General features: G+C 67.6%; 24 protein-coding genes and 1 pseudogene. 14 read left to right on the top strand and 11 right to left on the bottom strand.

Annotated features, from left to right (window positions below; genetic code table 11):
* The first annotated feature begins 75 nt into the window (after window positions 1-75).
* Window positions 76-879, top strand: a complete 804-nt coding sequence (locus BN972_RS00965) for an enoyl-CoA hydratase/isomerase family protein (protein ID WP_036351814.1) — start codon at window positions 76-78, stop codon at window positions 877-879.
* Window positions 880-957: 78 nt separating this feature from the next.
* On the opposite strand, the gene clpB is transcribed toward BN972_RS00965, so the two are convergent.
* On the bottom strand, window positions 958-3504 hold the full coding sequence (gene clpB / locus BN972_RS00960) for an ATP-dependent chaperone ClpB (protein WP_036351811.1): 2547 nt from the start codon (window positions 3502-3504) through the stop codon (window positions 958-960).
* A 186-nt stretch (window positions 3505-3690) separates the two neighbouring features.
* On the opposite strand from clpB, the gene BN972_RS00955 reads away from it, so the two are divergent.
* Together BN972_RS00955 and BN972_RS00950 are read left to right on the top strand one after the other, a co-directional pair.
* A complete protein-coding gene (locus BN972_RS00955; RefSeq protein ID WP_036351808.1) occupies window positions 3691-4863 on the top strand; it encodes an FAD-binding oxidoreductase in 1173 nt (390 codons plus the stop codon).
* Window positions 4864-4872: 9 nt separating this feature from the next.
* Window positions 4873-5763, top strand: coding sequence for an aldose 1-epimerase (locus tag BN972_RS00950; protein ID WP_036351805.1), 891 nt, complete (start codon window positions 4873-4875; stop codon window positions 5761-5763).
* Between the two features lie 15 nt (window positions 5764-5778).
* On the opposite strand, the gene BN972_RS00945 is transcribed toward BN972_RS00950, so the two are convergent.
* Genes BN972_RS00945 through dnaK form a run of 4 tightly spaced genes read right to left on the bottom strand, consistent with a single transcriptional unit; the run spans window position 5779 to window position 9897 of the window.
* Window positions 5779-6162: a heat shock protein transcriptional repressor HspR gene (locus BN972_RS00945; protein ID WP_036356175.1), complete on the bottom strand. Its 384-nt coding sequence runs from the start codon at window positions 6160-6162 to the stop codon at window positions 5779-5781.
* A gap of 5 nt (window positions 6163-6167) precedes the next feature.
* Complete coding sequence (gene dnaJ, locus BN972_RS00940; RefSeq protein ID WP_036351802.1) at window positions 6168-7340, bottom strand: molecular chaperone DnaJ; 1173 nt, start codon at window positions 7338-7340, stop codon at window positions 6168-6170.
* 38 nt (window positions 7341-7378) lie between these two features.
* On the bottom strand, window positions 7379-8029 hold the full coding sequence (gene grpE / locus BN972_RS00935; RefSeq protein WP_036351796.1) for a nucleotide exchange factor GrpE: 651 nt from the start codon (window positions 8027-8029) through the stop codon (window positions 7379-7381).
* Window positions 8026-9897, bottom strand: coding sequence for a molecular chaperone DnaK (gene dnaK, locus BN972_RS00930; RefSeq protein WP_036351792.1), 1872 nt, complete (start codon window positions 9895-9897; stop codon window positions 8026-8028). The genes grpE and dnaK overlap by 4 nt, the downstream gene beginning before the upstream one ends.
* Window positions 9898-10186: 289 nt before the next feature.
* Here dnaK and BN972_RS00925 point away from each other — a divergent pair, with 289 nt between their 5' ends.
* From BN972_RS00925 to BN972_RS00915, 3 genes are all read left to right on the top strand, one after another.
* Window positions 10187-10951 carry a YoaK family protein gene (locus BN972_RS00925; protein ID WP_036351789.1) on the top strand — a complete coding sequence of 255 codons (765 nt, stop codon included), beginning with the start codon at window positions 10187-10189 and terminating at the stop codon, window positions 10949-10951.
* Window positions 10952-11022: 71 nt separating this feature from the next.
* The gene (locus tag BN972_RS00920; RefSeq protein ID WP_036351786.1) at window positions 11023-11667 is read left to right on the top strand and encodes a TetR/AcrR family transcriptional regulator; all 645 of its coding nucleotides are present in this window, start codon (window positions 11023-11025) and stop codon (window positions 11665-11667) included.
* Window positions 11664-12320: an enoyl-CoA hydratase-related protein gene (locus BN972_RS00915; protein ID WP_036351784.1), complete on the top strand. Its 657-nt coding sequence runs from the start codon at window positions 11664-11666 to the stop codon at window positions 12318-12320. Before BN972_RS00920 ends, BN972_RS00915 begins: the two co-directional genes overlap by 4 nt.
* Here the strand turns inward: BN972_RS00915 and BN972_RS00910 are convergent.
* Complete coding sequence (locus BN972_RS00910) at window positions 12317-13204, bottom strand: LysR family transcriptional regulator (RefSeq protein ID WP_036351781.1); 888 nt, start codon at window positions 13202-13204, stop codon at window positions 12317-12319. The two genes, BN972_RS00915 and BN972_RS00910, sit on opposite strands and share 4 nt — an antisense overlap.
* Before the next feature lie 83 nt (window positions 13205-13287).
* On the opposite strand from BN972_RS00910, the gene BN972_RS30775 reads away from it, so the two are divergent.
* The 4 genes from BN972_RS30775 to BN972_RS00895 all read left to right on the top strand — a co-directional run bounded on the left by BN972_RS30775 (window position 13288) and on the right by BN972_RS00895 (window position 17259).
* The gene (locus BN972_RS30775; protein ID WP_261785859.1) at window positions 13288-13992 is read left to right on the top strand and encodes an aldehyde dehydrogenase family protein; all 705 of its coding nucleotides are present in this window, start codon (window positions 13288-13290) and stop codon (window positions 13990-13992) included.
* On the top strand, window positions 13929-14756 hold the full coding sequence (locus BN972_RS30770; RefSeq protein ID WP_261785858.1) for an aldehyde dehydrogenase family protein: 828 nt from the start codon (window positions 13929-13931) through the stop codon (window positions 14754-14756). Before BN972_RS30775 ends, BN972_RS30770 begins: the two co-directional genes overlap by 64 nt.
* A 4-nt stretch (window positions 14757-14760) precedes the next feature.
* Entirely contained in the window at window positions 14761-15711 is a 951-nt protein-coding gene (locus BN972_RS00900; RefSeq protein WP_036351778.1) for an amidohydrolase family protein, read from the top strand.
* Between the two features lie 81 nt (window positions 15712-15792).
* Entirely contained in the window at window positions 15793-17259 is a 1467-nt protein-coding gene (locus BN972_RS00895; RefSeq protein WP_036351776.1) for an amino acid permease, read from the top strand.
* A 2-nt stretch (window positions 17260-17261) separates the two neighbouring features.
* On the opposite strand, the gene BN972_RS00890 is transcribed toward BN972_RS00895, so the two are convergent.
* Complete coding sequence (locus tag BN972_RS00890; protein WP_036351773.1) at window positions 17262-17666, bottom strand: DUF6166 domain-containing protein; 405 nt, start codon at window positions 17664-17666, stop codon at window positions 17262-17264.
* A gap of 197 nt (window positions 17667-17863) precedes the next feature.
* Between BN972_RS00890 and BN972_RS00885 the strand changes: the two genes are divergently transcribed.
* Together BN972_RS00885 and BN972_RS30080 are read left to right on the top strand one after the other, a co-directional pair.
* On the top strand, window positions 17864-18421 hold the full coding sequence (locus tag BN972_RS00885; RefSeq protein WP_051544934.1) for a hypothetical protein: 558 nt from the start codon (window positions 17864-17866) through the stop codon (window positions 18419-18421).
* A 32-nt stretch (window positions 18422-18453) separates the two neighbouring features.
* Window positions 18454-19248, top strand: a complete 795-nt coding sequence (locus tag BN972_RS30080) for a hypothetical protein (protein ID WP_235192340.1) — start codon at window positions 18454-18456, stop codon at window positions 19246-19248.
* Between the two features lie 241 nt (window positions 19249-19489).
* On the opposite strand, the gene BN972_RS29885 is transcribed toward BN972_RS30080, so the two are convergent.
* On the bottom strand, window positions 19490-19795 hold the full coding sequence (locus tag BN972_RS29885) for a hypothetical protein (RefSeq protein ID WP_200869689.1): 306 nt from the start codon (window positions 19793-19795) through the stop codon (window positions 19490-19492).
* 104 nt (window positions 19796-19899) lie between these two features.
* Between BN972_RS29885 and BN972_RS00870 the strand changes: the two genes are divergently transcribed.
* A complete protein-coding gene (locus tag BN972_RS00870; protein ID WP_036351767.1) occupies window positions 19900-21735 on the top strand; it encodes an Hsp70 family protein in 1836 nt (611 codons plus the stop codon).
* A gap of 6 nt (window positions 21736-21741) precedes the next feature.
* On the opposite strand, the gene iniC is transcribed toward BN972_RS00870, so the two are convergent.
* The 3 genes from iniC to BN972_RS29440 form a co-directional block, all read right to left on the bottom strand.
* A complete protein-coding gene (iniC, locus tag BN972_RS00865; protein ID WP_036351764.1) occupies window positions 21742-23235 on the bottom strand; it encodes an isoniazid-induced dynamin-like GTPase IniC in 1494 nt (497 codons plus the stop codon).
* Complete coding sequence (locus tag BN972_RS00860) at window positions 23232-25073, bottom strand: dynamin-like GTPase family protein (protein WP_036351759.1); 1842 nt, start codon at window positions 25071-25073, stop codon at window positions 23232-23234. Before BN972_RS00860 ends, iniC begins: the two co-directional genes overlap by 4 nt.
* Before the next feature lie 103 nt (window positions 25074-25176).
* A complete protein-coding gene (locus tag BN972_RS29440; protein WP_080696650.1) occupies window positions 25177-25905 on the bottom strand; it encodes a hypothetical protein in 729 nt (242 codons plus the stop codon).
* Between the two features lie 57 nt (window positions 25906-25962).
* Here BN972_RS29440 and BN972_RS29435 point away from each other — a divergent pair.
* Window positions 25963-26519, top strand: a pseudogene (locus tag BN972_RS29435) (hypothetical protein); the annotation flags it as partial.

Raw genomic sequence — 26519 nt, 5'->3', positions numbered from 1 at the left:
CGAAGAATCCGAGCAGGTCACAACCGAATCACAGGACCGAATACCCGCACGATTGTCCGCGTAGGGTTTTCGGTCATGAGTTTCGCCGGCTACCGACTGATGCGCGTCTCCCTCAGCAGCGGTATCTGCCGCGCGACGATCGACAATCCTCCCCTGAACTTGCTCGATCTACCGCTCGCGGAGGAGATCGTGCGCCTTACCCGCGAGGTGGCGGCCGACGACGACGTGCGGGTGCTGGTCGTCGACTCCGCCGATCCGGAGTTCTTCATCGCGCACGCCGACGTCGGCATGATCCTCGACCTACCCACCGACGACACCGGACTGCACGACGAGCTGAGTTACTTCCACGCCGTGATGGAGGAGTTTCGGACGTTGCCCAAAGCGACGATCGCGGTCATCGAAGGGATTTGCCGGGGCGGTGGCAGCGAGTGGGCCATGGCGTTCGACATGCGCTATGCGGCTCTGAACAAGGCGGTCTTCGGCCAGCCCGAGGTGGCGATGGGGATCATCCCCGGCGGGGGCGGCACCCAGCGGTTGCCGCGGCTCGTCGGACGTGGCCGGGCTCTAGAGGTGATTCTGGGCTGCCGGGATGTCGACGCTGCGACCGCCGAAGCCTGGGGGTACGTCGACCGGGCGCTGCCGCCGGAGAAGTTGCGGCGGTTCGTCGACAAACTGGCCGCGCGCATCGCTTCGGCCCCGCAGAGCGCCATTGCGGCGGCAAAACGCGCGGTCGACGCCGCGCTGTCCGAGGATTTGCCGACCGGCCTGCGCATCGAGGATCAGCTGTTTCGCGAGGCGCTCGCCCAGCCGGTGGCCCGCGAACGGCTGCGGGCCATCATCGATGCCGGTGCCCAGACCCGGGAATTCGAGCTCGGTTAGCTGGCGAGCAGACGCAAAAGCGCCCAAACGGTTCGTTTGGGCGCTTTTGCGTCTTTTCGCGGGTGTTAGCCGAGCCGGTTAGCCCAGCACCAGGGAGTCGCCGTCGGCACTGACATTGACCGGCACGATGTCGCCGTCGTGCACGTCGCCGGCCAGCAGCATCTTGGCCAGCTGGTCGCCGATCGCCTGTTGCACCAACCGGCGCAGCGGACGGGCACCATAGATCGGGTCGAAGCCGCGCTGGGCCAGCCACTGCTTGGCGGGCAGCGACACCTCGAGGGTGAGGCGACGCTGCGCGAGCCGCTTCTGCAGCTGGGCCAGCTGGATGTCGACGATCTGCACCAGTTCGCCCGGTTCGAGGCCGGCGAAGATGATCACGTCGTCGAGCCGGTTGATGAACTCCGGCTTGAACGCCGCGCGCACCGCCGCCATCACCATGTCCTCGTCGCCGCCCGACCCGAGGTTGGACGTCAGGATCAAGATGGTGTTGCGGAAGTCGACCGTGCGGCCCTGGCCGTCGGTCAACCGACCCTCGTCGAGCACCTGCAGCAGCACGTCGAACACGTCCGGGTGCGCCTTCTCGATCTCGTCGAACAGGATCACCGTGTACGGCCTGCGCCGCACCGCCTCGGTGAGCTGACCGCCCTGGTCGTAGCCGATGTAGCCGGGCGGGGCACCGACGAGCCGGGCCACCGAGTGCTTCTCGCCGTACTCGCTCATGTCGATCCGGACCATGGCGCGTTCGTCGTCGAACAGGAAGTCCGCCAACGCCTTGGCCAACTCCGTCTTACCGACGCCGGTGGGACCAAGGAACATGAACGAACCCGTCGGCCGGTTGGGGTCGGCGACCCCGGCCCGGCTGCGGCGCACCGCGTCAGAAACCGCGGTGACGGCCTTGCGCTGACCGACGACGCGCTTGCCCAGCTCGTCCTCCATGCGCAGCAACTTGGCGGTTTCGCCTTCCAGCAGCCGTCCGGCGGGGATGCCGGTCCAGGCGGACACCACGTCGGCGATGTCGTCAGGGCCGACCTCTTCCTTCAGCATGACGTTCTCACGGGCCGCGGCCTGCGGCAGCGCAGCGTCGAGCTTCTTCTCGACTTCCGGGATGCGGCCGTAGCGCAGCTCGGCGGCCTTGGCCAGGTCGCCGTCGCGCTCGGCACGCTCGGACTCCCCGCGCAGCACCTCCAGCTGCTCCTTGAGCTCACGCACCACGTCGATGGCGTTCTTCTCGTTCTGCCAGCGGGTGGTCAGCTCGGCGAGTTGCTCCTTCTTGTCGGCCAACTCGGCGCGCAGCTTCTCCAGCCGTTCTTTGGATGCCTCGTCCTCTTCCTTGGCCAGCGCCATTTCTTCGATCTCGAGCCGCCGCACCAGCCGCTCCACCTCGTCGATCTCGACGGGCCGCGAGTCGATTTCCATCTTCAGCCGGCTGGCTGCCTCGTCGACGAGGTCGATGGCCTTGTCCGGGAGGAAGCGGGCGGTGATGTAGCGGTCGGACAACGTCGCCGCGGCCACCAGCGCGGAGTCGGTGATCCGCACCCCATGGTGCACCTCGTAGCGGTCCTTGAGGCCGCGCAAAATGCCGACCGTGTCCTCCACCGATGGCTCACCGACAAAAACCTGCTGGAAGCGGCGCTCCAGCGCGGCGTCCTTCTCGATGTACTTGCGGTACTCGTCGAGCGTGGTGGCGCCCACCAGGCGCAGCTCACCGCGGGCCAGCATCGGCTTGATCATGTTGCCGGCGTCCATCGCTCCCTCGCCGGTCGCGCCGGCGCCGACGATGGTGTGCAACTCGTCGATGAACGTGATGATCTGGCCAGCCGAGTTCTTGATGTCGTCGAGCACCGCCTTGAGCCGTTCCTCGAACTCGCCGCGGTACTTCGCGCCGGCCACCATGGATCCGAGGTCCAGGGCGACAACAGTCTTGTCGCGCAGACTCTCGGGTACATCGCCGGCCACGATGCGTTGCGCCAGTCCCTCGACGATGGCGGTCTTGCCTACGCCGGGTTCACCGATCAGCACCGGGTTGTTTTTGGTACGACGGGACAGTACCTGCACCACGCGGCGAATCTCGTTGTCCCGTCCGATGACCGGGTCGAGTTTGCCGTCCCGAGCCCGGGCGGTCAGGTCGGTGGAGTACTTCTCCAGCGCCTGGTAGGTGGCTTCAGGGTCGGCGCTGGTCACGCGCGCGCTGCCGCGCACCTTGACGAACGCTTCCCGCAACGCCTGCGGCGAGGCGCCATGGCCGGTCAACAGCTTGGCGACATCGGAGTCGCCGGTGGCCAACCCGACCATCAGGTGCTCGGTCGAGACGTACTCGTCGTCCATCTCGGTGGCCAGCTGCTGCGCGGTCGTGATGGCCGCCAGCGATTCGCGGGACAGTTGGGGTTGTGAGCTGGAACCGCTGATCTGCGGCAAGCGGTCCAGCAGGCGCTGCGCCTCGGCGCGGACGGTGGCGGGCTCGACACCGACAGCCTCCAGCAGCGGTGCAGCGATCCCGTCGTTCTGCGTCAGCAGCGCCAACAGCAGATGAGCGGGCCTGATCTCGGGGTTACCGGCCGCCGAGGCAGCCTGTAGCGCCGACGTCAGGGCCGCCTGCGTCTTGGTGGTCGGGTTGAAAGAGTCCACGACACCTCCGTTCGGGGTACGTCTAGAAAAATGCTTGTCGCGTAGTACAACGCAGTCAAGGTTGAGTCTGTTCCGCTCAAGTCTAACCAATCCGCGCGAGCAGACGTAAAGTCCCCGACACGCGGCGGAAAAGGGGGCATTTGTGTCCGCTCGCTGCGATTGGCGACACCCCTAGAATCGGCGTACGTGGGACTGGACGACCGAGACGCACTGCAGGTGTTGCGGGACGCCTTCGCCGCCGACGCCTCCACCGGCTCCAACGAACTCGTCCACCGCTTCTACACCCACTGGTTCGCCCTCGACACGTCGGTGCGCGACCTTTTTCCACCCGAGATGGACAGCCAGCGGGCCGCTTTCGCCCATGCGATGCATTGGCTCTACGGCGAATTAATCGCGCAGCGCGCCGACACCCCGGTCGCCTTCCTCGCCCAACTGGGCCGCGACCACCGCAAGTACGGCGTGCTACCGGGCCACTATCAGACACTGCGCGACGCGCTCTACTCGACGCTGCGCTCCCATCTGGGCGCCGCCTGGACCCGTCCCGTGCAACAAGCCGCCGACCAGTCGCTCAACCTGTTCGCCGGGGTGATGAGCGGCGCGGCGGACTCCGAGGACGAACCGGCCTGGTGGGATGGCACCGTCATCGAACACTCCCGAGTGTCACGGGATCTCGCGGTCGTTCGGCTGCATCTGGATCGGCCGCTGCAGTACCTCGCCGGCCAATACGTCAACGTGCAGATTCCGCAGTGCCCGCGTCGCTGGCGTTATTTCAGCCCCGCCATTCCGGCCGACCCCGGCGGGGGAATCGAGTTCCACGTGCGGGTGGTGCCCGGCGGGCTGGTCAGCAATGCGATCGTCGGCGAGACCCGGCCCGGCGACCGGTGGCGACTGTCCAGTCCACACGGCGGACTGCGGGTCGACCGCGACGGCAGCGACGTGTTGATGGTCGCCGGGAGCACTGGCCTCGCCCCGCTGCGCGCGCTGATCATGGATCTGAGCCGCTTCGCCGAGAACCCGCGGGTGCACCTGTTCTTCGGAGCGCGCTACCGCTGCGAACTGTACGACCTGCGCACGCTGTGGCAGGTCGCCGCGCACAATCCGTGGTTGTCGGTGACGCCGGTTTCGGAGTACAACGGGGATCCGCCCTGGGCCGCCGAGTATCCCGACCCGTCGCCGCCGCGCGGGCTACACGTGCGCCAAACCGGCCGGCTCCTCGAGGTGGTGACCCGGTACGGCGGCTGGGGCGACCGGCAGATCCTGATCGCCGGCGGGCCAGAGATGATCCGCGCGACCAAGGCGGCGCTGGTGGCCAAAGGCGCGCCGCCCGAACGCATTCAGCACGACCCGCTGTCACGTTAGGCTGAGCCGGTGCACGTCGTCACGCTGCGCGACCCCTCGTCCTCGGTGGCGGCACAATTCGTCCCCGACGCGGGCATGATCGGCACGTCGCTCAGCGACGACGGCGTGGAATTGCTGGGTCAGCGACGCGGCCTGGAGGCCTACCTCTCGGCCGGCAAGACGATGGGCATCCCCATCCTGTACCCCTGGGCAAATCGCTTGGGAGACAACACCTATACCGCCGAAAACGTCACCGTCACGGTGACGCCGGGTGAGAATAGGGTGCGCGCCGACCCGAATGGACTACCGATCCACGGCACCCTGGCCGCCTACCCCGGCTGGCAGGTGATCGACGAGTCGACCAACGAATTGAGCGCCGAACTGGACTTCGGCGCCGACCCGCGACTGCTGTCCAGCTTCCCGTATCCGCACGTGCTGCGGGTCACCGTGGGATTGGCCGATCGCACGCTGACGGTGCGTGCCACGGTGACGCCCACCGGCGAGCGGGCCGTGCCGCTGTGCTTCGGCTTTCATCCCTATCTGCAGTTGCCGGGGGTGACCCGCGGCGACTGGATTATCGAGACGCCGCCGCTGCGGCACCTGGCGCTCGACGACAGGGGGTTGCCGACCGGCGCGACGAGCCCGTGGCCAGCCACCCGCGAAGCGTTGGGCGACAAAAGCTTTGACGATGCGTACGACGAGGTGCCGGAGGGCGCGGTGTTCGCCGTGTCCGGCGGTGACCGTAGGCTCGAAGTGCATTTCGAACGCGGCTACACCGCCGCGCAGATCTTCGCACCCCCGGGGGAGGACCTGGTGTGCTTCGAACCGATGGCCGCCCCTACCGACGCGTTGCGTCGCGGCGGCTTCCGGTCAGCGCGGCCGGGTGAGCCTGCCGTCGCGCAGTTCTCGATCCGCGTCTGACGCGGTTGCGCGCCTCTACCGCGAGTTGCGCGGCTGCCACACGACCAGCGCCCGGCTCTTGGGCACCACCGCGATCTCGCGGCGCTGGTTGGCGCGCAGCACTGCAATCTCTTCCGCCATCTCCTTGAGCCTGGACTGCAACGCCTCGACCTGATTGGTCAGCTCGATGATGCGCTTGATGCCGGCGAGGTTGACGCCTTCGTCCTGAGAGAGACGCTGCACCTCGCGCAACAGGTCCACATCGTGCTCGGAGTAGCGCCGGCCGCCGCCGGGTGTGCGCTGCGGACTGACCAGGCCGAGCCGGTCGTAGGTGCGCAACGTCTGCGCGTGCATACCGGCCAGTTCGGCGGCGACCGAGATCAGGAACGTCCGCGACTCCTCTTTCTTTTTCGAGTGCATAGCCATCAGCGATTACCTGCCCATCCCGCTCGCGGGTCGAACCCGCTGGCCCGTTCGGCCGCCGCGTAGGCCTCCAGCGCCTCCTGGGCGGCACCCTCCAGGTTCGGCGGCACCGCCACCTTGACGGTGACGAGTAGGTCGCCGCTACCACCACTGCGCTTGGGCGCCCCGCGTCCGCGCACCCGCAAGATCCGGCCGTCCGCAGTGCCCTTCGGCACCCGCACGCCCACTTTGCCGTCCAGGGTGGGCACCGAAAGCGTTGAGCCCAATGCCAATTCGGTAAAACTGACCGGCACGGTCACGGTGAGGTCATCACCGTCACGGCCGAACACCTTGTCCGGACGCACGTGCACGGTCACATACAGATCACCCGACGGGGCACCGCGCAATCCGGCCTCACCTTGCCCGGCCAGCCTGATCCGCTGCCCGTCCTCCACACCCGGGGGAATCCGCACGTTGATGGTGCGGGTCCGGGTGGTCGCGCCGTTGCCGCCGCACTCCTCACACGGGTGCTCGATGATCGAGCCGCTGCCCCGGCATTCGGTGCAGGGCTCGGAGAAACCGAACGCGCCCTGGTTGCGGCTGATGACGCCGGCGCCGTTGCAGTTCGGACACACCTTGGGGCTCGTGCCGGGACGCGCACCGCTGCCGTGGCAGTTGGTGCACGGCGCCGGGCTGGTCAGCCGCAGCGGCATCGCGACGCCCTTGGCGGCCTCGATGAAATCCAGTTCGGTCTCGGTTTCGAGGTCGTTGCCGCGGCGTGGTCGGGTCGGACGAGCGGTGCTTCCGCGGCCGAACAAGCCGCCGAACAGGTCGCCGATGTTGGCGCCGCCGGATCGCCCGGCGGCGTCGAACAGGTCGTTCAGATTGAACTCGGCACCGTCACCGCCACCGGCGAAGCCACCGAAGCCGCCCGTGTTGAACCGCCGCCCGCCACCGAAGCCGCCGCCGGCGAACAGCCGGCGGGTCTCGTCGTACTCCTTGCGCTTGGCCTCGTCGGACAGGACGGAGTAGGCCTCGGAGACCGCTTTGAATCGTTCGGCTCCGCTGGGGTTCTTGTCCGGATGCAAATCGGACGCCAATTTGCGGTACGCGGTCTTGATGTCCTTGGCACTGGCGTCAGAGGAGACGCCCAGCTCCTTATAGAAGTCCTTCTCGACCCATTCACGCTGAGCCATGTCGCGTCACCTCCTCACCCTCTCGTAGATTCTGTGCCTTAATCACCGGAGCCGTCGGCGTTATCGCTCGTGTCGGCCTGTTCGGTCGACGAACCGGCGACGTCGCTTGCCGCTTGCTCGTCGGCGACCGTGTCCACGACGCCGACCATCGCGTGCCGAAGCACCTGCTCACCAAGCTGATAGCCCTGCCGCATCACGGTTCCGATCACCGGCTTGGATCCCGGCCCACCGTCACCTTCGTGCTGCACAGCTTCGTGCAGCGCGGGGTCGAAGTCCTCGCCCTCCGCGCCGAACGCGGTGAGCCCCAACCCGGTCAGCGTGTTGGTCAGCTTGTCCGCCACGGCCTTCATCGGCCCCGACTCCAGGTCGCCGTGCTTGCGCGCCCGTTCCAGATCGTCGAGCACGCCCAGCAACTGACTGACCACCGTGGCCTTGGCCCGGTCGGCCGCGGCCTGCTGGTCACGCATGGCCCGCTTGCGGTAGTTGGCGAAATCCGCCTGCACCCGCTGCAGATCGGCGGTCAGCTCGGCGACCTTGTCCGACGAGGCGGCCCCAGCCGGCCCTCCCGGCGCCGGAGCGCCGGGAGAAGCCTGACGGGGTTCACCAGTCTCAGGATCGATGCGCCGCTTGTCGGTGACGGTCACCGGTTCCTGCTGGTTGCCTTCTGGTTGCTGATTGCCGTTGGTCACTTGGACTCCCGGTCGTCGTCGACCACCTCCGCGTCCACGACGTCGTCAGCCGAACCGGCCTGGTCGAAGCCGGCACCACCGGGCTGACCACCGGCGGCGGCACCCTCAGCCTGAGCGGCCTCGTAGATCGCCTGCCCCAGCGCCTGCGACTCCTGACCCAGCTTCTCCATCGCCGACTTGATCGCGCCGATGTCCTGGCCACCCAACGCCGACTTGGCATCTGCCACAGCGGCTTCCACCTTGCTCAGCGTTTCCTCGGGCACCTTGGAACCACCCTCGGCCTCCCGCTGTTCTTTGACGAACTTCTCCGTCTGGTAGACCAGCGTCTCGGCCTGGTTGCGAACGTCGGCCTCCTCGCGACGCTTGCGGTCTTCGTCCGCGTGCGCCTCGGCTTCCTTGATCATCCGGTCGATCTCTTCCTTGGAGATGCCGGAGCCCTCCTGGATGCGGATCGTGTTCTCCTTACCGGTGCCCTTGTCCTTGGCCGTGACGTGCACGATGCCGTTGGCGTCGATGTCGAAGGTGACCTCGATCTGCGGGACACCACGCGGGGCCGGAGCGATACCCGTCAGCTCGAAGCTGCCGAGCAGCTTGTTGGCCGAGGCGATCTCGCGCTCACCCTGGTAGACCTGGATCTGCACCGACGGCTGATTGTCGTCGGCCGTGGTGAAGGTCTCCGACCGCTTGGTCGGGATCGTGGTGTTGCGCTCGATGAGCTTGGTCATCACGCCGCCCTTGGTCTCGATACCCAGGCTCAGCGGCGTAACGTCAAGCAGCAGAACGTCTTTCACCTCGCCCTTCAAGACCCCGGCCTGCAGAGCCGCACCGACCGCCACCACCTCGTCGGGGTTGACGCCCTTGTTGGGCTCCTTGCCGCCGGTCAGTTCCTTGACCAGGTCGGTCACCGCGGGCATCCGGGTCGAGCCACCCACCAGCACGACGTGGTCGATGTCGGACACCGAGATTCCGGCGTCCTTGATCACCGACTGGAAGGGCTGACGGGTGCGGTCCAGCAGATCCTGCGTGATCTTCTGGAACTCGGCGCGGGTGAGTTGCTCGTCCAGGAACAGGGGGTTCTTGTCCGCGTCAACGGTGATGTAGGGCAGGTTGATCGACGTGCTGCCCGAGGAGGACAACTCGATCTTGGCCTTCTCGGCCGCCTCCCGCAGCCGCTGCATGGCCATCTTGTCCTTGGTCAGGTCAATGCCGCTGGTGCCCTTGAACTTATCGACCAGCCACTGCACGACGCGCTCGTCCCAGTCGTCGCCACCGAGGTGGTTGTCACCGCTGGTGGCACGCACCTCGACCACGCCCTCGCCGATCTCCAGCAGCGAGACGTCGAAGGTACCGCCGCCGAGGTCGAAGACCAGGATGGTCTGTTCCTTCTCACCTTTGTCCAGGCCGTAGGCCAACGCGGCCGCAGTGGGCTCGTTGACGATGCGCAGGACGTTGAGGCCGGCGATCTGGCCGGCGTCTTTGGTCGCCTGACGCTGGGCGTCGTTGAAGTAGGCGGGAACGGTGATCACTGCGTCGGTGATGTCCTCACCGAGGTAGGCCTCGGCGTCCCGCTTGAGCTTCTGCAGGACCCGGGCGCTGATCTCCGGGGCGGTGTACTTCTTGCCGTCGATGTCCACCGACCAGTCGGTGCCCATGTGGCGTTTCACCGATCGGATGGTGCGGTCGACGTTCGTCACCGCCTGGTTCTTGGCGGGTTGGCCAACGAGCACTTCGCCGTTGCGCGCGAACGCCACGACGGATGGAGTCGTCCTCGAGCCCTCGGAGTTGGCGACGACGACGGGGTCGCCACCCTCCAGAACTGCGACGACGGAGTTGGTGGTCCCGAGGTCGATGCCGACCGCACGAGCCATAGTGATGCCTCCTGAATATCTAGAGCTTCTGTTGTTGCACTATGCTGAGTGAACCCCGCTCAAGACTGCTCCGGCCGACCGATTGCTGTCAACCCAGACTTGAGCGCTACTCACTCAACTTGCTGATCATCCTAACGGCGCCGGGCGACACTTTGTTCCCGGGGTGGATTCATAGGAAGACAACCTCCGCATATGCGCCTTCTATGAAGTCCAAAATCCGAAATTTAATTCGTGATGTTGTTGTTAGGCTTGCCGAAAGTTTCAGCGGGGGAAGCGAGTAGGCGAGGTCATGGTGCTGCGGCGTTCGGAACCCAGGCGGGGCATGTCCTCGCAGGGCCGCATGCTCGGCTACAGCTCGCTGCTGGCGCTGAACGCCGGCTGGGTCAACGCGGTCGCAATCCTGATCATGGCCGTTCCCGTCGGGAACCTCACCGGCATCACCACCCAGATCGGCATGGACCGGGCCCACCCTTGGCGCTACGAGAGCCACGTGCTGTTCGCCATTCTGTTGGGCTTCTTGATCGGAGCGGCCATTGCTGGGGCGCTGCTGGCTTCCAAGCGTGTTCATATCGGCTCGCGGCACGCAGCCGTGCTGGCCATCCAGGCGACGTTGCTCCTGCTCGCGGCCGCAGGCATCGAGGAATCCGATATCAAATCCCTGATCCTGGGTTCGGGTATCGAGGAGACCGCGGTGCAGGCGCTGCTGGCCGCGTCGGCCCTGGGCCTGCAGAACGGCCTGACCTCGAGTTTCCGCGGCATGCCGGTCCGCACCACACACTTCACCGGCACCGTCACCGACCTCGGACTGATGCTGGGCCGCAGCCGCCGAGAGGGCATCGACAAATGGAAGGCGGCGATCCTCAGCGCGACGCTGCTGCTATTCCTGACCGGCGCGGTGGCCGGTTTGATGGCCGGGGCCCGCATCGGTGGGCATGCCCTGATCGTTCCCGCCTCTATCTGCCTTGCCCTGGCCGCTACCGGCGTCGCGCGGAGCCGTAAACGCCGTGCCCAGGGCGTGATCGCTACGGCCGAGGCGGTCCCGGCCACCGCCTGAGTTCGTCCTGTTCAGAACAGATAACGATGCGGTCCCTATAATAGAGCGGATGCTCTGTTATCCTCCTACCTGTGCCTCGCCCCCGTATCCACGACACCGACCGGGTGTTGGATGCCGCGGAGTCGCTGGCTGTGCGAGCCGGCCCGGCCGCGGTGACCATCCGGGCGATCAGTGCGGCCGTCGGTGCGTCCAACGGTGCGCTGTACCACAGCTTCGGTTCCCGAGCGGGCCTGCTTGCTCAGGCCTGGTTGCGGGCGGGCCGGCGGTTCTTGGATGCGCAGACGGCGGTGGTCGATGCCGCGCTGGCAGCGCCCGGCCGGGCGGCGGCGATCAATGCGGTGGCGGCCGCCGCCGACACCCCCGCCGCGTTTGCCGAGCAACATCCCGATTCGTGCCGACTGCTGTTGACGGTGCCCCGCGACGAGCTGCTCGACCCCGGCCTGCCCAATGACATTCGCGACGAGATCAGAAAACTCGAGTCCATGTTGATCGAGTTGATGATCCGCCTTGCGCACCGGGCGTGGAACCGCAAGGACGCGGCCGCGGTGGACGCCATCACCGTGTGCATCGTCGATCTGCCGACCGCGATCCTGCTGCGACGCGACCGCCTCCGCAGCACCACAGCCCGCGAGCAACTCCGTGCCGCGGTGCGCGCCGTCCTGGAAATCGAGCCCCAGTTAGGTGGCGCTGGCGCCACAGAAAGGACCACCTCATGACTATCAGCGTGACCTACGACGAGAAGATCGCCGTGCTAGACCTCGGCGACGACGAAAACCGTTTCTCGCCGGACTTTCTCGAAGCGATCAACGCCCGCCTCGACGAAATCGAGGCAAGCGACGCACACGGCCTGGTCACCACCGCGACCGGCAAGTTCTACACCAACGGCCTCGATCTCGATTGGCTCGGCGCACACGGCGACCAAGCGCAGTCCTACGTCGGCCGGGTGCACAAGCTGCTCGCGCGGGTGCTCACCCTTCCCATACCGACCGCCGCAGCCGTGGTCGGCCACGCCTTCGGCGCCGGCGCAATGCTCGCCCTCGCCCACGATTACCGCGCGATGCGCGCCGATCGCGGCTTCTTCTGTTTCCCGGAGGTCGACATCCATATCCCGTTCACCCCCGGAATGGCGGCCCTGATTCAGGCCAAAGTCACACCGCAGGCCGCGGTCGCCTCGATGACCACCGGCAGGCGCTTCGGCGGGGTCGACGCCGCCGGGCTCGGAATCGTCGACGTCACCGCGGGGGAGGGAGCGGTGACGACCGCGGCCGTGGAACTGCTTCGCCCACTGGGCAGCAAGGACCGCGGCACGCTGGGCGCCATCAAGAACACCATGTTCGGTCCGGCCGTGGCCGCGCTCACGGAGAGCTAGACCCGCTCCTCGATCAGCGACAGCAGGGCGCGGACCGCGGCGCTGGGCGAGCGGGTGGCCGACGTCGTAACGTACAGCCGCCAGGACAGGCTCTGATCGGACACCGGGACGCTGACCAGCCCGTCGTCGTCGATGTCGTCGAGGATGGACCAGCTCAAAAAGCCGATGCCCAGTCCGTTGCGGATGTAGGCCGCGGCGGTGCCGATGTCGGCGACCTCCAGGGTGACGGTGCGCTCGACGCCGGCCGCGGCGAACGCGTTGTCCACGACGATCCTGGTGCCGTAGCCCGGCGGCGCGTCGACGAATGACAGTCCCGCCAACTCGGCCAGGGTCACCGAATCGCCGGACGCCAGCGGGTGGTCTTTGGGCACCACCAGTTGCAGCGGGACGTCGGCGACCAGCCGAGCGCGCAGGTCCGACGGCGGAGTGCCGGTGAAGACCAGGAAGGCGATGTCGAGGTCGCCGTCGCGCAATTGCCGCGCCAATCCCGTCGTGCCGGCACGCGCCGCCCGCAATTGGACCCGCACCTCGGGGTGGCGGACGTGCAGTTCGGCGAGCAGTGCCGGCAGGTCGATGACGTTGATCGAGGTCAGGGTCCCGACGGTGACGGTGCCGCGCACGGTTGCGCGGGTGGCGTTGACGGCATCCTTGGCGGCGCGCGCGGCGTCGATCGTGGCGCGCGCATGCGGGCGGAGCTCCTCCCCGGCAGGGGTCAGCCGCACGCCCGCCGGGCCGCGGGCGAACAGTTCGGCACCGAGTTCGCGCTCAAGCGCCCGTATCGTCGCGGACACACCGGACTGGACGACATGCAGCCGCCGGGCCGCACGGGTGAAGCTCAGGTGGTCGGCGACGGCGAGGAAGTATTCGAGCTGACGTAGCTCCACCCAGCCATTATCACCAATCGTGCTAGTGGCCATCAGATAATTTCGCTGGTGATGATGGCTGGGCCGGGCGTACTTTCGGGCCCGTGGACGTCACCCGGACGCGGTGGGCATCGCCTTGCGAAGATGACGAGTTCGTCGTCGACAACCCCGCGACCGGCCGACCCGTCGCCGTTGTGCGTGCTGCGGGTCCGGCGCAGGTGGACCAGGCCGTTCGGGCCGCCCATGCCGCTCAACGGGACTGGCAGCAACGCCCCGCCCGCGAGCGCGGACGCTGCCTGCGCCGGGTCGCCGACGTGATCCGCTCCCACGCCTACGAAATCGCCGCCCTGGAGTCGCTGGAGATGGGCAAACCGATCACCCAGGCACGTCAGTTCGACGTTGAAGCGGCGATAACGATCTTCGAGTACTTCGCCAGCGTGGTGGAGGTGCTGCCCAGTCACGCGCGCGACTACGGACCGGTGTTCGATGTGACCACCCTCGAGCCGTACGGCGTGATCGCCGGCATCGTGCCGTTCAACTGGCCGCCTATCCACACCGCCGGCAAGACTGCCCCGGCGCTCGCGGTGGGTAACAGCATCGTGCTGAAGCCACCGGAGCAGGCACCCTCGGTGGTGCTAAGGATGGTGGACCTGATCAACTCCGCCCTGCCTGAGGATCTGGTGCACGCGGTTCCGGGCGGCGGCGCGGTAGGGCCGCCCTGGCCGGACACCCGCTGGTCGGCAAGGTGTCCTTCACCGGATCCCCGACCACTGCGACGGCGGTACTGCGCACCGCCGCGGAAAACCTGACCCCGACGCTGATGGAGCTCGGCGGCAAGAACCCGTTGCTGGTGTTCGACGACGCCGACCTCGACAAGGCACTGCTGGCGGCGATCGACGGTGGCTTCTTCAACCAGGGCGAGGCCTGCACGGCGGCATCGCGAATCCTGGTGCAGGACGGCATCTTCGATCAATTCATCACGAAGTTCACCGCGGCCGTGACCCGCCTCAAGGTTGGCGACGGCGCCGACCAGACCACCGAGGTCGGACCGCTGGTCACCCGCAGTCAACAACAGCGCGTGCTGAACTACCTCGACATCGGCGTCACCGAGGGCGCACATATCGCCGCCCAGGCGCCGCTGCCCGACGATCCTCGACTCGCCGACGGCTTCTACGTCGCACCAACGGTTTTCACCCACGTCGACCCGGACATGCGGGTGGCAACCGAAGAGATCTTCGGCCCGGTCGTCACGGTGCTCCGGTTCGACACCGAGGAGGAAGCCGTCCGGATCGCCAACCATACTCAATTCGGCCTTGTGGCAGGAGTTTTCACTCAGGACACTGACAGGGCGCTGCGGGTGAGCCGGCAGATCCGGGCCGGTGCCGTCTTCGTTAACAACTACGTGCGGATCGCCGTCGGGACTGGTTTCGGCGGCGTGGGACACAGCGGCTTCGGACGTGAGCACGCCCAGGAGACCCTATCCGAGTACGGCTACAGCAAGACCATCCGACTGGCCGCCAACAGTGACGACATCCCGCGCTGGTCGGGTGCCACCCGAGTCCTGGAGAGCTGAGAAAATGCGCACCATCGCCATCGAAGAACATTACGCCACAACGCAGTTCCTCAATGGACCGGGCGGCTGGTTGAAAACACGACCGGGCATTGTCGAGCCGATCTGCAATCTGGGCGAGGCGCGCATCAAGGCGATGGACGACGCGGGCATCGACCTGGCGGTGCTGTCGCTGGCGGCCCCGGGCGTGGAGCAGCTGGACGGACCGTCGGCCGTGCGTCTGGCCCACGACTGCAACAACGAGCTGGCCGCGGCGATCGAGCGATTTCCGGACCGGCTGGCCGGGTTCGCCACCCTGCCCATCAGCCAACCTGAGGCGGCCGCCGACGAATTGGAACGGGCGGTACGCAAGCATGGTTTCGCGGGTGGGGTAGTCAACGGTCACTGCCGCGGCGTCTACCTCGACGACGCGCACTTCGAACCGGTCCTCGACCGTGCGGCCGCACTGCAGGCACCGCTCTATCTGCACCCGACCATGCCGCCGCCGGCGGTGATCGACTCCTGCTATGCCGGATTCTCCGAGCATGTGTCGTTCGCGCTGGCCACGGTGGGCTGGGGGTGGCACATCAACACCGCGACCCATGTACTGCGCATCATCCTGGCCGGGGTGTTCGACCGTCACCCCAACCTGCAGCTGATCATCGGGCATATGGGCGAGGGGATCCCCTTCATGGCACCGCGTTTCGACGCCACGCTGAAACCCGAGCTGACCGGCCTGAACCACCCCATCAGCACCTACCTGCGGCGCAATCTGCACTACACGTTCGCCAACTTCAACGACCCAGCGACCTACGCCAACCTGGTCGCTAATGTCGGCGTCGAACGGGTGGCCTTCTCCACCGACTATCCGTTCGGATCCATGAACGCGGGCCGGAACTTCCTCGACAGCCTGCCGCTGTCGCAGCGCGACCGGGCCCGCATCAGCCACCGCAACGCGGAGTTGCTGCTCGGCCTGTGAACTGCCGGTGGGGCTTGCCGTGGGATAGCCTGGCAAGCAATTCCCGCGGCCATCCGCGCAAGCTTCGGCGATAAGGATTCGATGACACCGCCCGCACGCGCGCTGGACCGCGAAGACGCCGGTTATCACAAAGCGCTGAAGAATCGACAGCTGCAAATGATCGCCCTCGGCGGCGCCATCGGAACCGGCTTGTTCCTGGGCGCCGGCGGCCGGCTGGCCTCGGCGGGCCCGGGATTGTTCGTGGTCTACGGGATCTGCGGCGTCTTCGTTTTCCTGATTTTGCGTGCCCTCGGGGAACTGGTCCTGTACCGGCCGTCGTCCGGCTCCTTCGTTTCCTACGCGCGCGAATTCTTCGGCGAGAAGGTCGCTTTCGCCGCCGGCTGGATGTATTTCCTGAACTGGGCGATGACCGGGATCGTGGACACCACCGCGATCGCGCAGTACTGCCGCTACTGGAAGATGTTCCAGCCCATCCCGCAGTGGACCCTGGCGTTGGTCGCGCTCGTGGTGGTGCTGACGATGAATCTGATCTCGGTCAAGCTCTTCGGTGAACTGGAATTCTGGGCCGCCTTGATCAAGGTGCTGGCCTTGGTGACTTTCCTGATCGTCGGGACGATTTTCCTGGCCGGACGCTTCAAGATTCAGGGTCAGCCGACCGGCTGGTCGATCTGGGCCGACCACGGTGGGCTGTTGCCGACCGGCACGTTGGCACTGGTGCTCGTCACCGCCGGAGTGGTCTTCGCTTACGCCGCAGTGGAACTGGTCGGCATCGCCGCCGGGGAAACCGCGGAACCAGAGAAGATCATGCCGCGCGCCATCAACTCGGTGGTGTTCCGGATCGCGGTCTTCTATATCGGCTCCACCTTCCTGCTGGCCCTGCTGCTGCCCTACACCGCATATCACGACGGCGTCAGCCCGTTCGTGACGTTCTTCGACAAGCTCGGGATTTCCTGGGGCGACGACCTGATGAACCTGGTAGTGCTGACCGCGGCCCTGTCGAGCCTGAACGCCGGGCTCTATTCCACCGGCCGGATCCTGCGGTCCATGGCGATCAACGGCAGCGGTCCAAAGTTCACCGCGCCGATGTCGAAGAACGGTGTGCCATATGGCGGCATCCTGCTCACGGCCGGGATCGGCCTGTTCGGCATCGTGCTCAACGCGGTCACCCCCAGCCACGCCTTCGAGATCGTGCTGCACATCGCCGCGACGGGTGTGATCGTCGCGTGGGCGACGATCGTCGCGTGCCAGCTACGGTTCCATCACCTGGCCAAGTCCGGCGAGCCCGAGCGACCGGCGTTCCGGATGCCGCTGTCCCCTTATACCGGCTGGGTCACGTTGGTGTTTCTGGCGGGCGTGCTCGTCCTGATGATGTTCGACAAGGTCTATGGCCGCTGGATGATTGCCGCCCTCGCGGTAGGCATCCCGGCACTCATCGTCGGCTGGTTTTTGGTCCGAAACCGAGTGCGGGAAACCGCGGCCGCGCACGCCCGCCAACTCGACGAGGCCGGGGATGCCGAGGCGACGACCTCGGCGGAACCGGTGGAATGAGCTCAGCAACAGCCTTCCGCGCCCTGTAGCCAGTCAAGAACGTCGGAGCGGCGCAGCGTCCACCCGCAGTCGGGCAGCCGTGCAATGACCTCGAAGGTGAACCGCTGATACGTCGACGACGGCACGATCCATCCCTCATCGCACCAAGGGCACTTCTGGGGCTGGGGCGCGCCACCGCACACCGCGCACCGGGCGGCGTCGCCGAGGGTGTGGATGAGCAGCGAGCGGGCTAGATCGGCCGGTCCTGAGCCGGCGTATCCCCACATCAAGCCGGTCGGGGAGTGCTTGACCCGGTGCGGAAGCAGTCCGACGAACTCGCCGCCGGCTTCCACGGTGACCAACCGACCACCGCCGGTCTGCTCGGGCTCGCATCCCCGGTAGCAAATGTCGTCGTTGTCCCGTCTCATCTCGCAGTCCTGACTCTCATCCCCCTTTCCATGACGTTTCGATTCTGACCCGTCATAATTGACATGTCAAGAGAGGAATATCAGCGCTGGGGTAACGCTTTGCCATCGGGGCCGTTGCAACAGCGCGTCACTGCGGTGACTTGCGTCGCGGCGCGCTTAATCTGACTCCCTGGATCGGAGAGTTCGGGGAGTAGCACGTGCGGTTATTGCCGAAGGCACGGTGGGGCTGGCTGGCCGCCGCCGTGCTCGTCGCGGGGTGCAGCAGCACCATTGACGGCAGACCGATCGCCTCGCCCGGCGCGGGGCCCACCGAGCCCACCTTCCCGACGTCGCGCCCGAGCGCCGCGCCGCCGACTTCCTCGGCCCCCGCACCGGCCCCGCCGCCCGCGCCACCAACCAGTCCGACTCCGGGCGCCATACCGCTGAAGCCCGACCAGAACGGTTACGTCTTCATCGAAACCAAGTCGGGGCTGACGCGTTGTCAGATCAACAAGGAAAGCGTCGGTTGCGAGGCACCGTTCACCAACTCTCCGATCAAAGAGGGCGAACACGCCAACGGCGTGCACATCACTTCGGGCGGCAACGTGCAATGGGTGCTGGGCAACCTCGGCGCCATCCCTACCGTCACCATTGACTACAAGACGTACGACGCCCAGGGCTGGACCATCGTCGCCAGCAAGGACGGCACCCGGTTTCAGAACAACGGCACCGGCCACGGCATGTTCGTCAGCATCGACAAGGTGAACACGTTCTAAGCTGACCTGGCGCCGCCCTATACCATCGGCTTGTGGCACGTTATGGCCCACCGGGGGACGACTTCAACAACCAGCCCACCGAGTACGGCGGCTTCGGCGGTTACCCGCCGCAGGGCCCGCCGCCGGGTGGGCCTCCTCAGGGTCCGCGTCCGCCGGGCCCGCCGCCGGGTGGACCTCCGTATGGTCCGCCCCAGCAGGGGCCACCCCCGGGGCCCCATCAGCAACCCACTGTGGAAGGGCAACCGCCCGGTCCGCCGCCGCAATATGAGCCCACCGTGGAACACGGTCCGCCGCCGCAGTATCAGCCCACCGTGGAACACGGTCCAGCGCCGCAGTGGCAGCCCACCGTCGAACATGGCTCGCCGCTGAATCAGCCCACCGTGGAGGGGCAGCCGCCCGATCAATACGCTCCGTTCGACGAGGATCCCGATGCCGAGCCGCGGCCCTGGTACCGCAGGCCGGTGACGCTGATCGGCTGGGCGATTCTGGTCCTGATCCTGCTCGCGCTGATCGCCTACGGCGTTACCCAACTGATCGGCGGGGACAAGAGCAACAGCCCCGCCCCGAGCACCTCATCGTCAACGTCGACTACCACCACGACCACCACGACGACGACAACCACCACGGAGACGACCACCACCACAACCGAGCCCAGTACCAGCGCGGAGCCCCCAACTCAGGCTCCGCCGGCCAACCCGCCGAGGAGTCAGCCGCCCGCCGCGCCGCCGTCGCAGCAACCGACGCGCCGCGGGCCGCACCTGCCTCCACTGCCGTCGACGATCACCATCCCGGGAGGACCGACCATCACGGTGCCGCACCTGCCCTAGCGCAGGTCACCGATCGGCAACGGGCCCGCGTGGCGGCGGTTTGCTGGCGGGTGCGGCAACTAGCATCGGCGCCCGTGACCAGGTACGACCCGCCCGATTACGGCGCCAATGACCCGACCTATGGCAATCACGGCTATGGGCCGGGTGGCGGCTACGAGCCGGAACCGGTCCCGGGGTGGCGCCGGCCGCTGGCGCTGGTGGGCTGGGGAGTCCTCATCGCGGTTCTGATCGGGCTGATCATCTACGGCATCGTTCTACTTTCCCAAGGCCGGCCCAGTCCCGCTTCGGTCAGCACGACGACGACCACCACCACAACCACGTCGCCCACCACGTCCACCACGACGACGACCACGACCACCACCACGACCACGACGACCACCCCGACGACGACCACCACGACATCGCCGGAGACAACTACGACCACATCGCCGGAGACGGCCACCACCGCGAGCAGCGTGCCGACCACGACGCCGGCGAACTCCCCCGCACCCGGGTTGCTGCCCAAGCTGCCGTCGCAGATAACGTTGCCGCAGATCCCCACCGTCATCAATCTGCCGCCGGGCCTCTGACCCGGCCCCGCCGTCCGTTGGACGGCTAGGGTGGGGAACGGCCGCCGACCGCCAGCAAAGGAATGGACTCAGAGGTGTGGATATGAGCGAGTCGCTCGGGTTGTCGATCGGGGTGGCCAACCTGGTCGCGGCCCGCTCGGGTAGCGCCCCGGTATCCCGCACGCCGGTCTTGACGTTGTTCGAGCACCGCCCTTCCGAAGTCGGCCTGCCTGAAGAGAATCCGAATCTGACCGAAACCGGTCTGGTGCTGCGCGGGTTCGTGGAGCGCGTCGGCGATGCGGCACCGCTGGTCGCCGCGGACGGGACGAAGTACCTGGGCCAAGCGCTGACCATCGAGGCGCTGGAAGCGATGGCGCGCACCGTCGGATACGGGACACCGATCACCATTGCCGTGCCCGCCTACTGGTCGGACAACCAGGTGGCCGCGCTGCGTCAGGAGCTGTTCGCGCAGCCCGACCTAACCGCCAAGGGTGGCGGGACGCCGACGTTGATCTCGGATGCGGCGGCCGCGCTGGCGGCGCTCAACGCCCGCCCCGGATTTCCCCGCAGCGGGGTCGTCGCCCTGTGCGACTTCGGCGCCGGCGGGACCAGCATCACCCTGGCCAACGCCGGGTCCAATTTCCAGCCGGTCGGTGGCACGGTGCGCTACAGCGAGTTCTCCGGAGACGACATCGACCAGCTGATCCTGAATCATCTGCTGGCCGTCTCCCCCAGTGCCGACAGCACCGACGTTTCCGGCACCGCCACATCGATGGGATCGGTGACGCGGATGCTCGCCGGATGCCGGGTAGCCAAGGAACAACTGTCGTCCGCGACGGTGGCGACGGTGGCTATTGGTACGGGCAGCGGCGTGCAACTGACCCGCACCGCCCTAGAGCAACTGATCTCGGGTCCGCTGGACCGCTTCATCTCCGCGGTCGGAGACGTCTTGCAGCGCAATGGCATTGGCGCCCTAGCTGCAGTGGCGACGGTGGGCGGCGGCGCGGAAATCCCATTGATCACCACCCGGCTGTCGGAACGCTTGCAGGTGCCGGTGTTCACCACGCCGCAACCCCTTTTCGGAGCCGCGATCGGTGCGGCGACGCTGGGCGCCATCGCGCAATCGGCCGCCGCTGCGCCAACGGGTATGAGTCCCGTCTCTGACGTGCCCACCGGCGCCGTCGGTGCGGCGGGTCTGGCCGGCGCCGCGGGTCTCGCCGGCGCCGGCGCCGGCGATGCGACAGCCGCATCCCCCACCGCGCCATCCCCGACCACCGCGGTGCCCACCGAGGCGTTCCCCGAGGACGCCCGACAGTCGACTGACCGCGCGCTTGCGTGGTCCGAAGACAGTGGCACCGGGATGGAGCCGGTTCCCTACACCGGCCCCGCCGACTACACCGGCCCGGTCGAACCGCCGCCGGGCGTCGGGTATCCCGATGCTGATCAGGACCGCTACCCCGCCGAACCGGACGTTCCGCCCTGGTACAAGCGCCCGGCAATCCTGTTGAGCCTGGCCGGCGCCGCCGCGGCCATCATCCTGGCCGTCGTGCTGGCGTTGACGCTAGGCCAAACCGACACCAAACCCGTCACCACGACATCGCAACCGCCGCCGATCACCACCACGGTGATCGGAACCGACAACAGCCCCACCGAAACGGTGATCACGCCTCCCCCCGTCACCGTGACCTCGACACCGCCGTCCACGACAACCACCAACCCACCGTCGAGCACCACATCGTCGACGTCGACCACTACCCCGTCGACCACCACAACGACGACGACTCAACAGACCACCACGACTCAGCCCACCACGACCCAGCCGACCACCACCAACCCACCGACCACCACGCAGCAGCCGCCGACCACCACCCAGCGGCCGCCCACCACCAGCGCGGCACCCGCGCCGCCGACCACCGCGGCGCCCGCGCCCGAGACCTGATCCGGCTCAGCGGCGGGCGGGAAATTCGGCCAGGATCCCCTCGGCGCTGCGTACCGCGGCCCGGCAGGCACGGGTAGTGAACGGATCGTTGAGGGGATGCTCGGCCCGGCGCCGCCACCACCGCGCGGCCGCGAACGCCGCACGCGGGGCCTCCTGAGGGTCGAGCCGGCACAATTCGGGATCCAGGCCCAGTCGGCTGACCGGATCGGTGCCCGACCCGCCCAGGATGCGGCGCAGCGACGACATCTCTTCTGCATCGAATCTTGTTGTGCGCGAGGCTAACTGGCTCAGCAACCGGAGTTCCTCGAACGCGTGGGTGTCGGCGAGCAGCGGGTCGATGTCGGCGATGACGTACGGCGTGGCCAGCACCGGGTGGGTTTCGACGAACCGGCGCAACGACACCAACGCGGTGTGCGCCTTGAGCATGTCCGAACGCTGCGCGAACTGCTGGTCGATAACCTCGCGCAGCGCCACCAACCCGCTGCGCTCGAGTAGTTCGGCGGCCAGGCTTGTCGCGTCGGCGACCCCGGCCGCCAGCACCGCGATCGAGATCCGGATACCGAACATGCCGAACCGCTCCAGCAGCTGTGCGCGAATGGGCGCGTCCACCGGCAGCGGGCTGTCTGGTCGGACGAACCGGTCCACACTCAGCAGCGCCTTGTTCAACTCGGCCGGATCGGACTCGGCAAGTTTTTTCAGCGCGACGAACTCGCCCTGCCGCAGGGTGCGCGCCGTCATCGCGAGCAACCCCGACACCGGAACCACCGCCTGGCAGATGCCCGTTTGATTCATCTCGCTGGTGAACCGTTTGGCGACGTCGCTGGCCGACAACATCGCGTCGATGCGTCCCGCACCGATCTCGTCGGCCCGCGACGCGACGCCGACGATGCCCAGCGCACCGGCCGAGCCACCGACCAGGCCGCCGATCTGTTTGAGCAATGCGATGTCGGCCGCGTTCAGCGTGCGCAGCAAGAACACCACCGCGTCCACCCGGGGCACCCCGTCGGCGGGAACGAGCAGTTGCAGGGTGCGCTCGGAGGCCTCGCGGGTCAACGACGAGGTTCCCGGGGTGTCAATGATGGTGGTGTGCACCAACTCCTGCGCGGGCCACTCGACGTGCAGGTCCATTACATCGGCGGGGTTGACTCTGCTCAGGTCGAAGCTGAGGCCGTCGCGGTGAGTGATCGGGACGTTGCTGCGGCGTCCGCCGCGGTGGTTGGCGGTGACCCTCGGGGTCGGGCCGTGCCGGAACCACGTGACGATCCTGGTGGCCTCGGTTGCGTCCGTCGGCGCGATGTCGTCACCGACCAGGGCATTAACCAGTGTGGACTTGCCGGCCTTGAGGGTGCCGGCCAACGCGATGCGGATGGGTTCGTTGAGCCGCGCGCCGATGCGTTCCAGTTCGTAGAAGACGTCCGCGCGGTGGCGGTAGGCCGGTTCCCCCCGGTAGGCCTCGATGGTGCCGCCCAGGATGGCGCGGACCCGATCGCTTGTGCTCACCCTCGTCCTATGGTCGCCCGTACCCTCAGTTTGTCTAAGTTTTCGGTGACTTGGCGCAGGATGTCCAGTTGCCGCTCCAGTTCGCGCACCCTGGTATCGCGTTCGACGCCTTCGATGTGGGCAGCGGTGACCGTGGCTTGCAGTGACTCGTTCAGCGATTGACTCAGCTCGTTGGCGATCTCGCGGTAGTGGTCGCGCAGGGTACGGTGAATCGTCTTGAGCCGGTCGCGGGACTCCTTGCCCACTACGAACGAGACCTCGTCGACGAAGCGCCGCAGGTTGGCCTTCGCCTCCGCGCGTGCGCGCAGAATTCGGCCCTCCTTCTCCTCCTTGTAGGCCATCCGGCCAAGTAACAACCCGGCGCCCACCGATACCGGGTTGAACAGACCCAGGCCGGCCACCGAGGACAACATGCCGATCATCACCACGCCCCCGTAGGAGCCGCGCAACCCGGAGATCATCTTCTGGCCTTTGCCCTGCGGTTTGGCGTCCAGTTCCGCCAATGCCTTGAGCTGGTCGAAGTTGCCGGCCATCAGGCGCGAGGTCAATTCGGGCGACATCACCGAGTTCAGCCCGGCGTCGTTGAACGAGCGGGCAACGTCGAGGGCCAACGCCTCGGCCCGCTGATACGCCCAGACGAAGTTGTCACCGACCGCGGTGGCCACCGCATCCTCGGCGTCGGCGCCGATCTCCGCCCAGTGCAGCGTCGGGTCGCACGAGTCGATCTGCCGCTCGATGTCGTCGGTCAGGGCGCGGAACCGGGCACGCAGGTCGTGGTCGACGTCGTTGCTCAGGTCGGTGAATCCGTCGTTGAGGACCTGCTGCCACAGCGCGGTCGCCTGGAGTGCGTCCTGAGCTTCCTGCTTGCGGCGTTCGAGGTCCGCAGTGAGCCGCTCTCGCACCTGCGGATCGTTGACCACGGCCAGCTCGGAACTGGCAGACACGGTCAATTGCTCTGCTGCCGAACGGATCTCGGTCAGCACCTCATCGCGTACCCGGTCGTTCTCGCGGGACAGCACCTTTTCGCTGAGGAACTTGACGATCGCCGGGAAGTTGGATTCGTCGTTGAGTTCCTTGTCGTTGAGGCTGACGGCGTGGCTGCGCAGCAGCGACGAGACCGGGACGATCGGCATCGGCACTCGGGCGCGGTGCAAGTGGGCGGCGTTGGTGTTGACGATGTCGCGCCAGCGCGGGTACAGGTCGGTCTTGGTGGCCACCACCACGCCGACCGGGCAGATCTGATGCGCTTTGCGCAGGAACCACATCTCGGGTTCGGTGAACTCCTGGCTGGCATCACTGACCATCAGCAGGGCATCCGCATCCGGCAGCAGTCCGAGGGTCGCCGACAGGTGGGGCTGCCCGTGGCCCCCAACGCCCGGGGTGTCGATGAATGCCAATCCGCCCTGCAGCAGCGGGCTGGGTGCGCCGATCTCCACCCGCAGCACGCGGCGGCCGCCCGCTTGCGGTGCCTGACGCAGGTCGGTGTTGATCGCATCGACGGGGAGGTCGACGGTGGTGGTCTCGCCGTTGGGCCCGGCGGCAAGGACGAGCCGGGCGGTCGGCTGCGCGCTGTAACTCACGACCGTGATGACGACGGTGGCTTCGTCGTCGCCCACCCGCGCCACGGGAAGGTTCAGTAGCGAGTTGAGCAGCTGGCTCTTGCCCTGCTTGAGCTGGCCGGCGATCACCACCCGGATCTGCGGGTCGGTTATCCGCGTGCGCGCACGTTTGAGCCGCTGCACCAGATCACCGCGCTCGTGGAGTTCAGCGATAGCGATCGTGTGGTCGATCAGCTCGACGATCACGCTGACCCGGCGCGGGTCATCGGGTTGAGCCACCGTGCTGCCCCCCTTTCTCGATCGCGTGCCTGTCAGAACACGGTATGTGCATAAACCGGCGGGGACCATGAAGGTCCCCGCCGGTGCTCGCCGATCGGGCTAATCAGAACCCGTGGTGGTCGGCCGCGCCGTGCGTCCCGGGGACGTCGGTGTGAGCCGGCGGCGTGTGTGCCGCGGGCGGCTCGTGGCCGAACACCGAAGGGCTTTGCGGCTCGTGGTGAGTCGGCTGCTCGATCGGCTGATGCTGCTGCGGAGTAACCACCGGGCCGTGGTCGGCCGGAGCCGGGTGGGTCGGTGTCTCCACCTGCGGCGCCGGGCTGTGCGGGACGTTGATCACCGGCGGGTTCGTGCCGCCGTGACCGGCGTCGCCTTGGCCCGTTGTGGTGCCCGGCGTCTGGATGACCGGACCGTGCCCACCGCCGGCCGGCGGTGTCGTGCCCTGCCCGCCGGTCCCAGCACCGGTGCCGCCGGTCTGGATGACCGGGCCCTGGCCGGACGGGAACGTCGGCGAGTGGTCACCGGGAGTGACGCCGCCGGTTCCCGCACCGCCGCCCGCACTGCCGGGCGTGCCAGCACTGCCGGGCGTGCCAGCACCGGCCGGAGCGCTTCCACCACCGAGCGTCGTACCTTCCTGACCCAGGATGTCGCCGTGTCCACCGGCGCTACCGGCGGCCGGCGCGTGGGTGCCGGGACCAGTCGCAACGCCACCGGGGGCGTTCCCCGCTCCGCCAGGTGCGGTCGCGACCCCACCGGGTCCCGCGGCCACGCCGCCGGTTCCGGTCGCGATGCTGCCAGGCCCGCCGGCAACCGTGCCGGGCCCACCGGCGGTCACGACGACGGGGCCGCCAGGCTCGGCCGTTCCGGGAGAGGACAGGGGCTGGGGCGCCGGGTGGGTTCCTGCACCGCCGATGCCGAGCCCCGCGCCGGCCGCGCCGCTGGACTGCCCGCCTACGCCGACACCTCCGATGGGGCCGCCGATCTGCGGCGTCGCGGCACCATGCAGCGCGGCGCCTTCGCTGGCAATGAGCCCGGCCTGCGGGGCCGCACCGGCACCCGCATTGATTGCAGGATTGGCGCCGACGTTGCCCAGAGCACCGAGGTTGCCGGTACCGGCGATTCCGCCACCCGCAGCCGCAGCGGCCTGACCGCCGACAGCCGCTTGGGTTGCAAGGCCCGCTTGGCCTGCAAGGCCTGCCTGACCCGCGAGGCCCGCTTGGCCCGCCAGCCCGGCCTGGCCACCGGCCGCAACGCCGGCGTGGCCACCGGCCGCAACGCCGGCTTGGGCACCGACCGCTCCGCCGACCTGGCCAGCGGCGCCAATTGCACCACCGGCCTGACCACCGACCCCGATTCCGCCACCGAGGCCGCCGCCAATGGCGCCGCCGGCCTGACCACCAACACCGAGCGCGCCAGCCCCACCGATCACGCCGCCAGCCTGGCCACCGA

Origin of the sequence: Mycobacterium asiaticum DSM 44297, assembly GCF_000613245.1 — a bacterium.
Taxonomy (GTDB): Bacteria; Actinomycetota; Actinomycetes; order Mycobacteriales; family Mycobacteriaceae; genus Mycobacterium; species Mycobacterium asiaticum.
The sequence above is the reverse complement of the archived record's forward strand: the minus strand, read 5'-3'. Positions and strand labels throughout refer to the sequence as shown.

Excerpts from the sequence above, each read along its gene's own strand:
- BN972_RS00945 (WP_036356175.1), bottom strand. The coding sequence starts at position 6,162 with ATGCACTCGAAAAAGAAAGAGGAGTCGCGGACGTTCCTGATCTCGGTC.
- BN972_RS00900 (WP_036351778.1), top strand. The coding sequence starts at position 14,761 with ATGCGCACCATCGCCATCGAAGAACATTACGCCACAACGCAGTTCCTC.
- BN972_RS00925 (WP_036351789.1), top strand. The coding sequence starts at position 10,187 with ATGGTGCTGCGGCGTTCGGAACCCAGGCGGGGCATGTCCTCGCAGGGC.
- dnaJ (WP_036351802.1), bottom strand. The coding sequence starts at position 7,340 with ATGGCTCAGCGTGAATGGGTCGAGAAGGACTTCTATAAGGAGCTGGGC.
- BN972_RS29885 (WP_200869689.1), bottom strand. The coding sequence starts at position 19,795 with ATGACGGTGGGGATCTGCGGCAACGTTATCTGCGACGGCAGCTTGGGC.
- BN972_RS00915 (WP_036351784.1), top strand. The coding sequence starts at position 11,664 with ATGACTATCAGCGTGACCTACGACGAGAAGATCGCCGTGCTAGACCTC.
- BN972_RS00870 (WP_036351767.1), top strand. The coding sequence starts at position 19,900 with ATGAGCGAGTCGCTCGGGTTGTCGATCGGGGTGGCCAACCTGGTCGCG.
- BN972_RS00965 (WP_036351814.1), top strand. The coding sequence starts at position 76 with ATGAGTTTCGCCGGCTACCGACTGATGCGCGTCTCCCTCAGCAGCGGT.
- dnaK (WP_036351792.1), bottom strand. The coding sequence starts at position 9,897 with ATGGCTCGTGCGGTCGGCATCGACCTCGGGACCACCAACTCCGTCGTC.
- BN972_RS00895 (WP_036351776.1), top strand. The coding sequence starts at position 15,793 with ATGACACCGCCCGCACGCGCGCTGGACCGCGAAGACGCCGGTTATCAC.
- BN972_RS00890 (WP_036351773.1), bottom strand. The coding sequence starts at position 17,666 with ATGAGACGGGACAACGACGACATTTGCTACCGGGGATGCGAGCCCGAG.